The sequence below is a fragment of the Tardiphaga sp. 862_B3_N4_1 genome (assembly GCF_051811085.1).
GTDB classification, from domain to species: Bacteria; Pseudomonadota; Alphaproteobacteria; order Rhizobiales; family Xanthobacteraceae; genus Tardiphaga; species Tardiphaga robiniae.
Genome location: NZ_JBPWQB010000001.1, coordinates 3,324,829 through 3,340,121 on the forward strand (window position 1 = coordinate 3,324,829; position 15,293 = coordinate 3,340,121).

The 15,293-nt window shown below is 62.7% G+C and carries 10 protein-coding genes and 1 riboswitch; of the genes, 7 read left to right on the forward strand and 3 right to left on the reverse strand.

Annotated elements, in window-relative coordinates:
• Positions 1-162 precede the first annotated feature (162 nt).
• The 4 genes from AB8B02_RS15915 to AB8B02_RS15930 all read left to right on the forward strand — a co-directional run bounded on the left by AB8B02_RS15915 (position 163) and on the right by AB8B02_RS15930 (position 4,956).
• Positions 163-1,377, forward strand: a complete 1,215-nt coding sequence (locus AB8B02_RS15915) for an NADP-dependent isocitrate dehydrogenase (protein ID WP_068735892.1) — start codon at positions 163-165, stop codon at positions 1,375-1,377.
• Between the two features lie 94 nt (positions 1,378-1,471).
• On the forward strand, positions 1,472-3,538 hold the full coding sequence (locus AB8B02_RS15920; protein ID WP_439064403.1) for a prolyl oligopeptidase family serine peptidase: 2,067 nt from the start codon (positions 1,472-1,474) through the stop codon (positions 3,536-3,538).
• A 45-nt stretch (positions 3,539-3,583) separates the two neighbouring features.
• Positions 3,584-4,111, forward strand: coding sequence for a DUF3455 domain-containing protein (locus tag AB8B02_RS15925; protein WP_439064404.1), 528 nt, complete (start codon positions 3,584-3,586; stop codon positions 4,109-4,111).
• Between the two features lie 140 nt (positions 4,112-4,251).
• Positions 4,252-4,956: an SDR family oxidoreductase gene (locus tag AB8B02_RS15930; RefSeq protein ID WP_439064405.1), complete on the forward strand. Its 705-nt coding sequence runs from the start codon at positions 4,252-4,254 to the stop codon at positions 4,954-4,956.
• Between the two features lie 22 nt (positions 4,957-4,978).
• On the opposite strand, the gene ybaL is transcribed toward AB8B02_RS15930, so the two are convergent.
• Both ybaL and alaS read right to left on the reverse strand, forming a co-directional pair.
• Complete coding sequence (gene ybaL, locus AB8B02_RS15935) at positions 4,979-6,670, reverse strand: YbaL family putative K(+) efflux transporter (RefSeq protein ID WP_439064406.1); 1,692 nt, start codon at positions 6,668-6,670, stop codon at positions 4,979-4,981.
• 258 nt (positions 6,671-6,928) lie between these two features.
• Complete coding sequence (gene alaS, locus AB8B02_RS15940; protein ID WP_439064407.1) at positions 6,929-9,610, reverse strand: alanine--tRNA ligase; 2,682 nt, start codon at positions 9,608-9,610, stop codon at positions 6,929-6,931.
• Between the two features lie 272 nt (positions 9,611-9,882).
• Positions 9,883-9,977: riboswitch (glycine riboswitch) on the forward strand.
• 141 nt (positions 9,978-10,118) lie between these two features.
• Between alaS and gcvT the strand changes: the two genes are divergently transcribed.
• From gcvT to gcvP, 3 genes are all read left to right on the forward strand, one after another.
• Entirely contained in the window at positions 10,119-11,267 is a 1,149-nt protein-coding gene (gene gcvT, locus AB8B02_RS15945; RefSeq protein WP_439064408.1) for a glycine cleavage system aminomethyltransferase GcvT, read from the forward strand.
• 11 nt (positions 11,268-11,278) lie between these two features.
• Positions 11,279-11,644, forward strand: a complete 366-nt coding sequence (gene gcvH, locus AB8B02_RS15950) for a glycine cleavage system protein GcvH (protein ID WP_439064409.1) — start codon at positions 11,279-11,281, stop codon at positions 11,642-11,644.
• Positions 11,645-11,706: 62 nt separating this feature from the next.
• On the forward strand, positions 11,707-14,571 hold the full coding sequence (gene gcvP, locus AB8B02_RS15955; protein ID WP_439064410.1) for an aminomethyl-transferring glycine dehydrogenase: 2,865 nt from the start codon (positions 11,707-11,709) through the stop codon (positions 14,569-14,571).
• 201 nt (positions 14,572-14,772) lie between these two features.
• Here gcvP and AB8B02_RS15960 read toward each other — a convergent pair whose 3' ends face one another.
• Positions 14,773-15,270, reverse strand: coding sequence for a YciE/YciF ferroxidase family protein (locus tag AB8B02_RS15960; protein WP_089265675.1), 498 nt, complete (start codon positions 15,268-15,270; stop codon positions 14,773-14,775).
• Positions 15,271-15,293: the final 23 nt, after the last annotated feature.

Consider the following 15,293-nt stretch of genomic DNA (forward strand, 5'->3'; position numbering starts at 1 on the left):
GGCACCGCGGCGCAGGCTGCATTTTGAGCAAAAACAGCCTGCGTTTTGGGCTGAAAATTGCGCCGGAACTGCATGACGCCCCGGCTTTCGCCGGGTCCTGCGCGGTGCTATAGCCCCCCTACAAATCATCCCTCCCGCAACGCGCTAAAGGCCCGAACCACCATGGCAAAAATCAAGGTAGCCAACCCCGTCGTCGAACTCGACGGCGACGAGATGACCCGGATCATCTGGCAGTACATCAAGGACAAGCTGATCAACCCCTTCCTTGACGTCAACCTGATGTATTTCGACCTCGGGATGGAATACCGCGACAAGACCGACGATCAGGTCACCATCGACGCGGCCCATGCGATCAAGAAATACGGCGTCGGCGTGAAGTGCGCCACCATCACTCCCGATGAAGCGCGCGTGAAGGAATTCGGCCTCAAGCAGATGTGGAAGTCGCCGAACGGCACCATCCGCAATATCCTCGGCGGCGTGATCTTCCGCGAACCGATCATCTGCAGCAACGTGCCGCGCCTGGTCCCCGGCTGGACCAAGCCGATCATCATCGGCCGTCACGCTTTCGGCGATCAGTACCGCGCCACCGACTTCAAGTTCCCCGGCAAGGGCACCCTGACGATGAAGTTCGTCGGCGAAGACGGCGCCGTGATCGAGCGCGAAGTGTTCCAGTCCCCCGGCGCCGGCGTCGCGCTGGCCATGTACAACCTCGACGACTCGATCCGCGACTTCGCTCGCGCATCACTGAACTACGGCCTGTCGCGCGGCGTTCCGGTCTATCTGTCGACCAAGAACACCATCCTCAAGGTCTATGACGGTCGCTTCAAGGACATCTTCCAGGAAATCTTCGACGCCGAATTCAAGACCAAGTTCGAAGCCGCGAAGATCACCTATGAGCATCGCCTGATCGACGACATGGTGGCTGCCGCCATGAAGTGGTCCGGTGGCTATGTCTGGGCCTGTAAGAACTATGACGGCGACGTGCAGTCCGACACCGTGGCCCAGGGCTACGGCTCACTCGGCCTGATGACCTCGGTGCTGCTGACGCCGGACGGTTCGGTGGTAGAAGCCGAAGCTGCCCACGGCACCGTGACCCGTCACTACCGCGAGCACCAGAAGGGCAAGGAAACCTCGACCAACTCGATCGCGTCGATCTTCGCCTGGACCCAGGGTCTCGCCCACCGCGCCAAGCTCGACAACAATGCCGAGCTGGCGAAGTTCGCCAAGACCCTCGAAAAGGTCTGCGTCGACACTGTCGAAGCCGGCTACATGACCAAGGATCTGGCGCTGCTGGTCGGCGCCGATCAGCGCTGGCTCTCGACCACAGGCTTCCTCGACAAGGTCGCGGAAAACCTGACCAAGGAACTGGCGGCCTGATTTCCGCCCTCTCCTGACTGCACCATCCGAAAGTCCGGGTTGCCTCAGGCACCCCGGACTTTCTTTTTGAGACGTTCCGTTTTCGAGGTGACCCATGACTGCGCCAAATCCCGCCGACGGCAGCAATGATCCATATGTCTGGCTCGAAGAAATCGAGGGCGAGAAAGCCGTGGGCTGGGTCGAGGCACAGAACGCACGGACCGATGGCTTCCTCTGCGACGATAGCTACCAGCGCGACTTCGACGCAGTTATGAAGATCCTCGACGCCGACGATCGCATTCCCTTCGTCGGAAAGTCTGGCGACTATCTCTATAATTTCTGGAAAGACGCCGCTCATCCGCGCGGGCTTTGGCGCCGCACGACGCTGGAGAGCTACAAGACCGATACGCCTGAATGGGACGTGCTGCTCGACATCGATGCACTGAACCAAGCGGAAGGCATCTCCTGGGCCTTTGCAGGTGCTGCGCGTTCGCCGGACAAGACCCGCGCGTTGATCAGCCTGTCGTTCAACGGCACCGACGCCATCGAGGTTCGTGAGTTCGATATTCCCAGCAAGAGCTTCGTTGCCGACGGCTTCATCATCCCGAAAGCCAAGACGCAGGTGAGCTGGGTCGATCAGGACACGCTGCTGCTCGGCAGCGCGCAGACGCCCGAGGACAGCACCGAGGCCGGCTATACACGCACCGTACGCAAATGGACGCGCGGCTCGCCGTTAGCTGCCGCTGAAACCGTCTTCGAGGTCGAGAAGCAGGACGTCGCCGCCTGGTTCGGCGTCAACCGCCGACCGAGCCATGAAGGCGTGATGTACTGGCGCGCGCTGGATTTCACGCGCTCGCATATATCAGTCGAGCGCAAGCATGGCCCGCATGCCGGGAAGCGCCTGCGTCTCGAACTGCCGGAGGAGATCTCGGTCTCGGCCGAAGCCAATGATCTTCTGATCAGCCCGAAGCAGGACTGGACCGTCGGCGACCAGACGATCCCGACCGGCGCGCTCGCCGTCATCGACCTCGATCGCTTCCTGTCTGGCGCACGCGATTTCGAGATCGTGTTCACGCCATCGCCGACCCGCGCATTGCAGTCATGGTCGGAGACCCGGCACGGCATCGTGCTGGAAATCCTCGACAATGTCCGCGGCCGTCTCGCATTGCTGCAGCGAAGCGAGGCCGGCTGGCGCGAGACGGCACTTCCGGGATTGCCCGATAACGCCACGATCTCGGCGCAGAATTTCGGCGGCGAGGACGATCCCGATCTCGGCACCGACATGCTCTTCACCGTCACGGGCTTCGACCGGCCGACAACGACAGCGCTGTGGAATGGCCAAGGCGTGCCCGAGCCGCTGAAGAGCTCGCCGCCCAATTTCGATCCCGAGGGCATCGAGGTGCAACAACGCCATGCGGTGGCAGCGGACGGCACCAGGATCCCCTACTTCCTGATCGGCAAGAATCTCTCGGCCGGCGCCCCGCCCCGGCCGACGATTCTCTATGGCTATGGCGGCTTCGAGATATCGCTGACGCCCGCCTATATGGGCATCGCCGGCAAGCTGTGGCTCGAACAAGGTCATCTCTACGCCATCGCCAATATCCGCGGTGGTGGTGAGTTCGGCCCCGCGTGGCATCTGGCTTCGCGCAAGATCACCAAGCATGTGGCCCATGACGACTTCGCGACTGTCGCGCGAGATCTCGCTGCATCAGGTATAACAACGGCGCAGAAACTCGCCTGCCACGGCGGCAGCAATGGCGGCCTGCTCGTCGGCAACATGCTGACGCGCTATCCGGAACTGTTCGGCGCCATCTGGTGCAGCGTGCCGCTGCTCGACATGGCGCGCTATACCAAACTGCTCGCGGGCGCGAGCTGGATCGCCGAATATGGCGATCCGGAAATTCCCGACGAGTGGGCCTATCTGCAGAAATACTCGCCCTATCACCTGATCGCGCCCGGCAAGACCTATCCGCCGATCTTCATCACTACCAACCGCACCGACGACCGCGTCCATCCCGGCCACGCCCGCAAGATGGCAGCGAAGCTCGAAGAGCTTGGCTATCCCGTCTGGTTCAACGAGACGGTGGCGGGCGGACACTCCGGCGCCGTCGACAATACCAAGCAGGCACAGAGCCAGGCTCTGGGATTTGCGTTTCTACGGCGGACGATTGGAGCTGCGTAAAACGAACGACAGAGCAACTACCAACCAGAGCAAGAGAGGGTTCGCATGACCTGCAATACGCCCCATGTTTTCAAACGCCCGATCCTGACCACGATTGTCACGCTCTCGCTCAGTGTCGCGGGCGCATTCTCTGCTTTGGCGCAGGTGCCGGATGCGATTGCAGCCCCCGGCGAGACGCAGATCGCCAAGCTGCATGCTGAAGGCGCGCAGGTCTATGAGTGCAAGGTCGACGCTTCAGGAAAGCTGACATGGGCGTTCCGCGAGCCGATCGCCACGCTGATGGCGGATGGCAAGACCGTGGGGCGGCACTATGTCGGACCGAACTGGGAATACAGCGATGGCAGCGCGGTGGTCGGTAAGGTGACCGGCAACGCACCAGGCACCACTGCCAAGGACATTCCGTGGCTCCGCCTCGAAGCCGCCTCGCATCGCGGCAGCGGCATGTTGAGCGGCGTGACCACGGTACAGCGCATCAACACCGTTGGCGGCACGCTCGGCGGCACCTGCAGCGGCGCCGGCACTTTACAGAGCGAGCCCTATTCGGCCGACTACGTGTTCCTGCGCAAAGGCTAAGGACATTTCGCCGGTGGACACTCCGGCGCCGTGGACAATACCAAGCAGGCACAGAGCCAGGCTCCGGGATTTGCGTTTCTACGCCGAACGATTTGCCGCTAGAGCAAGACGACCAGAAAAACAGTCAGGGAGACCGCCTCATGTCATCTAACAAAGTCGCCATCATCACCGCGGGTGGAAGCGGCATGGGCGCCGCATCCGCGCGCCGCCTTGCCGCCGACGGCTTCAAGGTCGCGATCCTGTCTTCATCGGGGAAAGGTGAAGCGTTGGCGCAAGAACTCGGCGGCATTGGCGTCACCGGCTCCAACCAGTCGAGCGACGATTTGAAGCGACTGGTCGATGACACGCTGGAGAAATGGGGCCGGATCGACACGCTGGTAAACAGCGCCGGTCACGGCCCGCGTGCGCCGCTGCTCGATATCACCGACGAGCAGTGGCACACTGGCATGGATGTCTACCTGATGAACGTGATCCGGCCAACGCGGCTGGTGACACCGATCATGCAGAAGCAGAAGTCCGGCGCGATCATCAACATCTCCACCGCCTGGGCGTTCGAACCCTCGGCAATGTTTCCGACCTCAGCCGTATTCCGCGCCGGTCTCGCCTCTTACACAAAATTGTTCGCGGATAGTTTTGCCGCCGACAATGTACGGATGAACAATGTGCTGCCCGGCTGGATCGACAGCCTGCCCGCCACCGAAGAGCGGCGCCAGAGCGTCCCGATGCAACGCTATGGCAAGAGCGACGAGATCGCAGCCACGGTCGCATTCCTCGCATCGGATGGCGCTGGCTATATCACCGGCCAGAACATTCGCGTCGATGGCGGCATGACGCGGTCGGTGTGATGACCTGATCGCAACGGCGCGACTAAACGGCCGCCGTCGTGCCGATCTGCAGCAGCATCGCCTTGGCGATTTCCTGCTCGCCCATGATCACGACATTGGCGCCGTGATGCTTGAGATGCGCGATCTCTTCTTCGGAATGGGCGCGGGCGATGATCGGAAGCGTAGGGTTGAGCGCACGCGCCTTGGCGACGATCTGGCCACCTTCGAAGGCGTCCGGGATGGCGACGAGCAATCCCCTGGCGCCCATCACATTTGCAGCCTGCAACATGTCCGGCGCCGCGGCATTGCCGGTGACGACCTCAACACCTTCCTTCTGCAGACGCTCGACGACGCCCGGCGTGTCCTCGATCACCAGCAGCGGCGTGTTGTTCAGGCGCAGCGCCCTGCTGACGACGCTGCCAACGCGGCCGTGTCCGACCAGCACGACGTGGTCCTTGAGTTGCGTCTCCGGCAACGGGACGCGCGTGACCGCTTTCTCCTTGCTGTCCGCAGCGGCCGCTTCACTCGCTGCCGCCGCTTTCGCGTCCTTATCGGCCAGTAGGCGATCGAGCAATGCGAAGAACAGCGGGTTGAGCATGATCGAGATAATCGCGCCGGCGAGCACGAGATCGCGGCCGCGATCGGGCAGCAGGCCGAGGCCCACGCCAAGGCTGACGAGAATGAAGGAGAATTCGCCGATCTGCGCCAGCGAGGCGGAGATCGTCAGCGCCGTCGAGGTCGGATAGCCGAACAGCCGGACGATGCCGAAGGCAGCCGCCGACTTGCCAAACAGGATGATGAACACTGTGGCGAGCAGCGGCAGCGGTTCGCGCAGGATGATCGCCGGATCGACCAGCATGCCGACCGAGACGAAGAACAACACCGCGAACGCATCCCGCAATGGCAACGTCTCGTTGGCAGCGCGCTGGCTGAGTTCGGACTCGCTGAGGATCATGCCCGCAAAGAACGCACCGAGCGCGAATGACACGTCGAAGACGAGGGCTGCGCCGAAGGCGACCCCGAGCGAGATGGCAAACACCGCAAGGCGAAACAGTTCGCGCGAGCCGGTGTGCGCCACATAGTGCAGCAGCATCGGGATGACGCGGCGGCCGACCACCAGCATGAAGATCACAAAGCCCGCGACCTTGCCGAGCGTGATCAGCACCGGCATCGCAAGTGCTGACATGCTGGCACCATTGCCCTCGCCTTTAAGCAGGCCAGCGATCGCCGGAAGCAGCACCAGCGTCAGCACCATCGCGAGGTCTTCGACAATCAGCCAGCCGATGGCGATGCGGCCACGCTCGCTGTCCACCAGACGTCGTTCCTGTAATGCGCGAAGCAGCACCACCGTCGAAGCCACCGACAGCGCGAGGCCAAACACAAGGCCACCACCGAACGACCAGCCGAGCGCCTCGCCGAGACCGATGCCGAGCAGTGTCGCCACGGCGATCTGCACGATGGCGCCGGGGATCGCGATATTCTTGACCGACAGCAAATCCTTCAGCGAGAAATGCAGGCCTACGCCAAACATCAGCAGGATGATGCCGATTTCCGCGAGTTCATTGGCGATATTCTGGTCCGCCACATAGCCGGGCGTAAATGGGCCCATGAAGACGCCGGCGAGCAGATAGCCGACCAGCGGCGACACGCGAATGCGCTGTGCGATCAGGCCGAGGATGAATGCCAGTACGAGGCCGACGACGACGGTGGAAATCAGCGGGGTGTTATGCTCCATGCCGCTTTTTGCCGCATGGGCGCGTGGGATGCCACCCTTAACGAGGGCTACTCATGGTCGCAGGCGCGAGCGGTCACGTCATCGCGAGATGGGGTTGTGTGACCCACACTGCCATTCCGAGGTGCGATCTCAGCGAAGCTGAGAGCGTGAACCTCAGCCATTCCAGTTGGAATGGCGGGGAATCTCGACATAGTAAAACACTACGGGATTCCGGGTTCGCGCCCGCTTGGCGGCGTTCACGACACCGGAATGACGAGATTAGTTGCCGATCGCCGCTTCGATCGCCTTCAGCGCCGCATCGGCCTTGGCGCCGTCCGGACCGCCGGCCTGCGCCATGTCCGCCCGCCCACCGCCGCCTTTGCCGCCCAAGGCTTCAGAGGCGAGCTTCACCAGATCGACAGCGCTGAAGCGCTTGGTCAGATCCTCGGTGACGCCGACCACGACGCCGGCCTTGCCGTCTTCACCGACATTGATGATCGCGACCACGCCGGAGCCGAGCTGCTTTTTGCCGGCATCAGCGAGGCTCTTGAGATCCTTCATCTCGATGCCCGACACACTCTTGGCCATGAGCTTGACGTCGCCGACGGTCTTGACGTCTGCGGATGCGCCACCAGCGGCCGATGCGCCAGCCGCAGCACCGCCGCCCATCGCGATGGTCTTCTTCGCCTCGGAGAGCTCACGCTCCAGCTTCTTGCGCTCGTCCATCAGCGCAGCGATGCGCGCTGGCATGTCGTCGAGCGTCGTACGGAGCTCGTTCGCCGCGGTCTTCGCGAGAAGGATCGTCTCGTTGGCGTGATGACGTGCATGATTACCGGTCAGCGCCTCGATGCGGCGCACGCCGGAAGACACTGCGCTTTCGCCGGTGACCGAGATCATGCCGATGTCGCCAGTGCGCCGCACATGGGTGCCGCCGCAAAGTTCGACCGACCAGCCGAGCGCATTGCCGCCGCTATCGCGCGGCATCTTGCCCATGGAGACAACGCGAACTTCGTCGCCGTATTTCTCACCGAACAGTGCGCGTGCGCCCGCCTCGCGCGCATCGTCCACCGCCATCAAGCGCGTGGTGACTGCGTCGTTTTCCAGCACGACATTGTTGGCGATGTCTTCGACCCGGCGGAGCTCGTCGGCCGTGATCGGCTTCTGATGCACGAAATCGAAACGCAGCCGGTCCGGCGCCACGAGCGAGCCGCGCTGCGCGATGTGATCACCGAGCACCTGACGCAGCGCTTCATGCAGCAGATGCGTCGCCGAGTGATTGGCGCGGATCGATGAGCGACGGGCGTGGTCAACTTCCAGCGCGAGCGCTGCGCCAATTTTCAGCGTGCCCTGCTCGACCGTACCGATATGCACGAACAGATCGCCGGCACGCTTCTGGGTTTCGGTAACGCGGAAGGTTACGCCCTCGCCTGTCATGATGCCGAGATCACCGACCTGACCGCCGGACTCCGCATAGAACGGCGTCTGGTTGAGAACGATCGCACCGGTATCGCCGGTCTTGAGGCTATCGATTTCCTTGCCGTCCTTCACCAGCGCGGTAACTGCACCTTCGGCTGACTCAGTCTCGTATCCCAGGAATTCCGTCGCGCCGAGTTTTTCACGCAGGCCAAACCACACGGTTTCGGTCGCCGTATCGCCCGAGCCCGACCACGACGCGCGCGCCTTGGCCTTTTGCTTTTCCATCGCGTCGGTGAAGGACGCGATATCGACGGAGATGCCGCGGTTGCGCAGTGCGTCCTGGGTCAGATCGAGCGGGAAGCCATAGGTGTCGTACAGCGTGAAGGCGGTCTCGCCGTCGAACATGTCGCCCTTCTTCAGCGACGCGCTCTTGTCGTCGAGAATGCCGAGACCACGATCCAGCGTCTTGCGGAAGCGCGTCTCTTCGAGGCGCAGCGTTTCTTCGATCAGGCTCTCGGCGCGCACCAGCTCCGGATAGGCCTGGCCCATCTCGCGCACCAGCGCCCACACAAGGCGCCACATCAGCGGCTCCTTGGCGCCGAGCAACTGGCCGTGACGCATGGCGCGGCGCATGATCCGGCGCAGCACATAGCCGCGGCCTTCATTCGACGGCAGCACGCCATCGGCAATCAGGAACGATGAGGCGCGCAGATGGTCGGCGATAACGCGGAGCGAGGCCTTCATCGGGCCCTGCGGATCGGCGCCGGTGAGATCGGCGATGGCGCGGATCAGTGCGACGAACAGGTCGATGTCGTAATTGTCGTGCTTGCCCTGCAGCACCGCAGCGATGCGCTCGAGGCCCATGCCGGTGTCGATGGACGGCTTCGGCAGCGAGATGCGGTTGCCCGGCGCCAGCTGGTCGAACTGCATGAAAACGAGATTCCAGATCTCGATGAAACGGTCGCCGTCTTCATCTGGCGAGCCGGGAGGACCACCGGGAATCTTGTCGCCATGGTCGAAGAAGATTTCCGAACACGGACCGCACGGGCCGGTGTCGCCCATCTGCCAGAAATTGTCCGAAGTCGGGATGCGGATGATCTTGGAATCCGGCAGGCCGATCTTCTTCCACAGTGCAAAAGCTTCATCATCCTCGGAATAGACAGTGACCAGCAGGCGGTCCTTGGCGAGGCCGTACTCCTTGGTGATCAGGTTCCAGGCGAGCTCGATCGCGCGTTCCTTGAAATAATCGCCAAACGAGAAGTTGCCGAGCATCTCGAAGAACGTGTGATGGCGCGCGGTATAGCCGACATTGTCTAGGTCGTTATGCTTGCCGCCGGCACGGACGCATTTCTGCGACGTCGTCGCGCGCTGATAAGGCCGCTTCTCGACGCCGGTAAAAACGTTCTTGAACTGCACCATGCCGGCATTGGTGAACATCAGCGTGGGGTCGTTGCGCGGCACCAGCGGCGACGACGACACGATGTCGTGACCATTCGCCGCGAAGTAATTCAGAAATGCCGACCTGATCTCGTTAACGCCGCTCATATCAGTCCCATTGCGCCCAAGACTTGTTACGTTCAAGACTTGGCGCCTAAAAATCGCCCACGGCCAAATTGTTTGAAGATTTGCCGCCGGCCAATGCCACAACCGGTTGCTTTTAGACCGGCGGCACTAGGCCTGTCCAGAAACTGTGCAAGGGGATGACAAGGGATCATTCAAGCGGATCAGGGGCTTGCCGCAGCAGCACAGGGCCGTTGATAGGTGCCGGAACCGCGTTGACAGATTCAGGGAACGCATGCTCTTGTGCCGGCGTTGAAAGACGTCACGTCGGGAGAGATCGGCCCCCGTTTGGGCCGGCGCCGAAGGAGCAACCGCCCCGGAAACTCTCAGGCAAAAGGACCGCGTGACAGGTTAGCATCTGGAAAGAGATGCCTTTGAGCCCGAATGGGCCGATGGCGTCCGCCGACGGGATAATACTCTCAGGCACAGCGACAGATGGGGCTCGTATAGGCACTCCGGGAATGGTCCCGGGGAACCGCGAGGACCCGTCACCATGCTAGCGACTGATAAACCCTCAACCTTAAAACAAACGCCGCTGCACGCCCTCCACATCGCCCGTGGCGGCAAGATGGTGCCCTTCGCCGGTTATGACATGCCGGTGCAATTCGCCACCGGCGTGCTGAAGGAGCATCTCCAGACCCGCGCGGCCGCGGGACTGTTCGATGTTTCCCATATGGGCCAGCTCACCTTGCGGGCGAAGTCCGGCAAACTCGAAGATGCGGCCTTGGCGCTCGAGAAGCTGGTGCCGATGGACATTCTGGCGCTGGCACCGGGGCGTCAGCGTTATGCCCAGTTCACCAATGAGGGCGGCGGCATTCTCGACGACCTGATGGTGGCGAATTTCGGCGATCACCTGTTTCTGGTGGTGAACGCTGCGTGCAAGGATGAAGACGAGGCGCATCTGCGCGCGCATCTCTCCGACACCTGCATCATCGAGACCCTGCCCGAACGCGCGCTGATCGCGCTGCAAGGGCCAAAGGCCGCGGATGTGCTGGCAAAGTTCTGTCCTGAGGCACCGGCGATGAAGTTCATGGATGCCGGCCCGCATCAGGTGAACGGCATTGCCTGCTTCGTCTCACGCTCCGGCTATACGGGTGAAGACGGCTACGAGATCTCGATCCCGAACGATCAGGCCGAAGCGCTGACCTCCGCCTTGCTCGATCGTCCCGACGTCCTGCCGATCGGCCTCGGCGCCCGCGACAGCCTGCGTCTCGAAGCCGGGCTGTGCCTCTACGGCCATGACATCGACACGACGACCACGCCCATCGAAGGCGGGTTGAACTGGTCGATCCAGAAGAGCCGCCGCACCGGCGGCGCCCGCGCCGGCGGTTTTCTCGGCAGCGACAAGATCCTGGCGCAGCTCGATGGCGGCGCGCCGCGCAAGCGCATCGGCCTGCTGCCGGAAGGCCGCGCGCCAGTGCGCGAAGGTGTGCTGCTGTTTGCGGACGCCACCTCCACCGAATCGATCGGCAGCGTCACCTCGGGCGGTTTCGGCCCCAGTCTCGGCGCGCCAATTGCAATGGGCTATCTGCCCAGCGCGCAGGCAGCCGACGGCACCACCGTCTATGCCGAGCTTCGCGGCCAGCGCATGCCGATGAAAGTGTCACCCATGCCCTTCGTCCCCCACAGCTACAAGCGTTGAGGAACTGATCCATGACCACCCTGTACACCGAAGACCACGAATGGCTCCTGATTGACGGCGACGTCGTCACTGTCGGCATCACCGATTACGCACAGTCGCAGCTCGGCGACGTCGTGTTCGTCGAACTGCCCAAAGTCGGCCGCGCACTGAAGAAGGCCGAAGCCGCCGCCGTGGTCGAATCGGTCAAGGCCGCCTCCGACGTCTATGCGCCGATCACCGGCGAGGTCGTCGAGATCAACGACGCGCTCGCCGCCGAGCCTGCGCTGGTGAATTCCGATGCCGACGGCAAGGCGTGGTTCTTTAAGCTCAAACTCGCCGACAAGAGCGAGCTTGATGGCCTGATGGATGCCGACGCCTACAAAGCCCACACCGCCTAGTCGTCATGCCCGGGACAAGCCTGGCCATGACGAGCTTCTGAAATTCGTTCGAGGAACAACAGATGACCCTGAACAAATCTTCCGGCGACGTCGCCACCGATTTCGTCCGCCGCCATATCGGCCCTTCGCAAGCCGATATTCGTGTGATGCTTGAAGCGGTCGGCGCGAAAAGCCTGTCCGCACTGATGGGCGAGACGCTCCCTGCCTCGATTCGCCAGAAGACGCCGCTCGATCTCGGCCGCGCGCTCAGCGAAACCGAGGCGCTGGCGCATATGACCGAGATGGCGGCCAAGAACGCGGTGTTCACGTCGCTGATCGGCCAGGGCTATTCCGGCACGGTTCTCCCGACGGTGATCCAGCGCAATATCCTGGAGAACCCGGCCTGGTACACGGCCTATACGCCGTATCAGCCGGAGATCAGTCAGGGCCGACTCGAGGCGCTGTTCAACTTCCAGACCATGATCTGCGATCTCACCGGTCTCGACGTCGCCAATGCATCGCTGCTCGATGAAGCGACCGCTGCTGCGGAAGCCATGGCGCTGGCCGAGCGCGCCTCAAACGTTCAGACCAAAACCTTCTTCGTCGATCATGAAGTTCATCCGCAGACCCTCGCGGTGCTGCGCACCCGCGCCGAGCCGCTCGGCTGGAAGCTTCAGATCGGCAATCCGCTCACTGACCTCGACAAGGCCGATGTGTTCGGCGCGATCCTGCAATATCCCGGCACGACGGGCATCGTGCGCGATTTCAAGCCGGCCATCGCCGCCCTTAAAGCGAAGGGCGCGCTCGCCGTCGTCGCCGCCGACCTACTGGCGCTGACGCTTTTGGCCTCGCCGGGCGAACTCGGCGCGGACATCGCGATCGGCTCGGCGCAGCGCTTCGGCGTGCCGATGGGCTATGGCGGTCCGCATGCCGGCTACATGTCGGTGCGCGACGCGATCAAGCGCTCGATCCCGGGCCGTCTCGTCGGCCTCTCCATCGATTCCCGCGGCGAGCCCGCCTATCGCCTCGCGCTGCAGACCCGCGAACAGCATATCCGCCGGGAGAAGGCGACGTCGAATATCTGCACCGCGCAGGTGCTGCTCGCCGTCATCGCCTCGATGTATGCGGTCTATCACGGCCCCGAAGGTCTCAAGCACATCGCCCGCACGGTCCATCGCCGCACACTGGTGCTGGCCGCCGGCCTGAAGAAGCTCGGTTTCGCGCCGGAGAGCGAAGCGTTCTTCGATACGCTGACCGTGACCGTCGGCGACAAGCGCGACGGCATCATTGCCGCAGCCCAGGCCGAGAAGATCAACCTGCGCATCGGTGACGGCACCATCGGCATCGCGCTCGACGAGACCACGACGCCGGAGACTGTGGAAGCCATCTGGCGCGCCTTCGGCGGCAAGCTTGGCTATTCAGACGTCGAGCATGGCGTCAGCGACGCCCTGCCCGCCTCGCTGAAGCGCAGCTCGGCCTTCCTCACCCATCCCGTCTTCCACAGCCATCGCTCCGAGACCGAACTCCTGCGTTACATGCGGAAGCTCTCGGATCGCGATCTGGCGCTCGACCGCGCGATGATCCCGCTCGGCTCCTGCACCATGAAGCTGAACGCCACCACCGAGATGATGCCGTTGACCTGGCCCGCCTGGGGCTCGCTGCATCCATTCGTGCCCCGCGAACAGGCCGCCGGCTATCACCAGCTTTTCGCGACACTGGAAAAGTGGCTGTGCGACATCACTGGCTACGACGCTGTATCGCTGCAGCCCAATTCCGGCGCGCAGGGCGAATATGCCGGCCTGCTCGCGATCCGCGCCTATCACGCGGCGCGCGGCGACAGCCATCGCAATATCTGCCTGATCCCGTCATCGGCGCACGGCACCAACCCTGCGTCGGCCAGCATGGTCAATATGGATGTGGTTGTCGTCGCCTGCGACAAGCGCGGTGACGTCGACGTCAACGACCTTCGCGTCAAGGCGGAGAAGCATGCCGCCAATCTCGCGGCAATCATGATCACCTATCCGTCGACCCACGGCGTGTTCGAGGAACATATCCGCGAGATATGCGAGATCGTCCACGCCAATGGCGGTCAGGTCTATCTCGACGGCGCCAATATGAACGCGCAGGTCGGCCTGTCGCGGCCCGGCGATTACGGCGCTGATGTCAGCCATCTCAACCTGCACAAGACCTTCTGCATCCCGCATGGCGGCGGCGGGCCCGGCATGGGCCCGATCGGCGTCAAGGCGCACCTGGCGCCCTATTTGCCGGGTCATCCCTCGGCCAACGGCGATGTGCCGGTGGGTCCGGTGTCGGCCGCGCCCTATGGCTCGGCGTCGATCCTGACGATCTCCTATATCTACATCCTGATGATGGGCGGCGCGGGTCTCACCTCGGCCACCGAGCTTGCGATCCTCAATGCGAACTACATTGCCACCCGGCTGCATCCGCACTTCCCGGTGCTGTATCGCAACGAAAAGGGTCGCGTGGCGCATGAATGCATCATCGATCCACGCGCATTCAAGACGTCTGCCGGCGTTACCGTCGACGATATCGCTAAGCGCCTGATCGACTACGGTTTCCACGCACCGACCATGAGCTTTCCTGTCGTGGGGACGCTGATGATCGAGCCGACGGAATCGGAATCGAAACTCGAACTCGATCGGTTCTGTGAGGCGATGATCGCGATCCGCAAGGAGATCGCGGATATCGAGAGCGGCCGCTGGAACGTCGAGGCGTCGCCGCTGCGTCATGCACCGCATACGGTGCACGATATCGCGGATGACGACTGGAAGCGCGCTTATACACGCGCCGAAGGCTGCTTCCCGGCTGGGACCTCACGCACCGACAAATACTGGTGCCCGGTCGGCCGCGTCGACAACGTCTATGGTGATCGCAACCTCGTCTGTTCGTGTCCGCCGATGGAAGACTACGCACAGGCCGCAGAGTAAAGTTCAACGCCAAGCGACGGCCTCGAGCACCCTCGCCCCGCTCTTGCGGGGAGAGGGCTGGGGTGAGGGGCTCTTGCGATCCGCAAATTGTGTAGTCGAGGTGAGCACCTTGCCATGCCCCTCACCCGCCGCGAAGACGCGGCGACCTCTCCCCGCGCAGAGCGAGGAGAGGTTAAGCAAGCGCCACCGATGCAAATTAGTCTACGCCGCAGCAGCCAGATTGACTGCCGATTTCGCCAGCACCGACAATGACTCATCGGTCTTCTTTTCCTGATTGAGCGTCTCGTCGAGCAGCCGCACCGCGTCCTTCATGCCGAGTTCCGTGGCCCAGGCCTTCAAGGTGCCGTAGCGCGAGATCTCATAGTGTTCGACGGCCTGTGCCGCAGCAAGCAGGCCGGCATCGAGCGAACTCGTCCCCTTGTACTCGTCCATGATCTCCTTGCCTTCGTCGAGGATACCCAGGATGGCGTCGCAGGTCTTGCCGCGGGCGGGTTTGTCGAGCAGCTCGAATATCTGTTCCAGGCGCTCGACCTGGCCTTCGGTTTCGTCGTGATGCTTTTCGAAAGCGGCGCGCAATTTGTCTGATGTTGCGGCCTTGGCCATCTTCGGCAGGGCCTTCAGGATCTGCTTTTCCGCGAAGTAGATATCCTTGAGCGTATCGAGAAAGAGGTCATTGAGGTCTTTGTCCTTAGTCGCCATGACGCGCACTCCGTTAAGCCAGG

What these genes read in the sequence shown, in the direction of transcription:
- gcvH (WP_439064409.1), top strand. Translation starts at nt 11,279, where the DNA reads ATGACCACCCTGTACACCGAAGACCACGAATGGCTCCTGATTGACGGC.
- gcvT (WP_439064408.1), top strand. Translation starts at nt 10,119, where the DNA reads ATGCTAGCGACTGATAAACCCTCAACCTTAAAACAAACGCCGCTGCAC.
- AB8B02_RS15960 (WP_089265675.1), bottom strand. Translation starts at nt 15,270, where the DNA reads ATGGCGACTAAGGACAAAGACCTCAATGACCTCTTTCTCGATACGCTC.
- AB8B02_RS15930 (WP_439064405.1), top strand. Translation starts at nt 4,252, where the DNA reads ATGTCATCTAACAAAGTCGCCATCATCACCGCGGGTGGAAGCGGCATG.
- gcvP (WP_439064410.1), top strand. Translation starts at nt 11,707, where the DNA reads ATGACCCTGAACAAATCTTCCGGCGACGTCGCCACCGATTTCGTCCGC.
- AB8B02_RS15925 (WP_439064404.1), top strand. Translation starts at nt 3,584, where the DNA reads ATGACCTGCAATACGCCCCATGTTTTCAAACGCCCGATCCTGACCACG.
- ybaL (WP_439064406.1), bottom strand. Translation starts at nt 6,670, where the DNA reads ATGGAGCATAACACCCCGCTGATTTCCACCGTCGTCGTCGGCCTCGTA.
- AB8B02_RS15915 (WP_068735892.1), top strand. Translation starts at nt 163, where the DNA reads ATGGCAAAAATCAAGGTAGCCAACCCCGTCGTCGAACTCGACGGCGAC.
- alaS (WP_439064407.1), bottom strand. Translation starts at nt 9,610, where the DNA reads ATGAGCGGCGTTAACGAGATCAGGTCGGCATTTCTGAATTACTTCGCG.
- AB8B02_RS15920 (WP_439064403.1), top strand. Translation starts at nt 1,472, where the DNA reads ATGACTGCGCCAAATCCCGCCGACGGCAGCAATGATCCATATGTCTGG.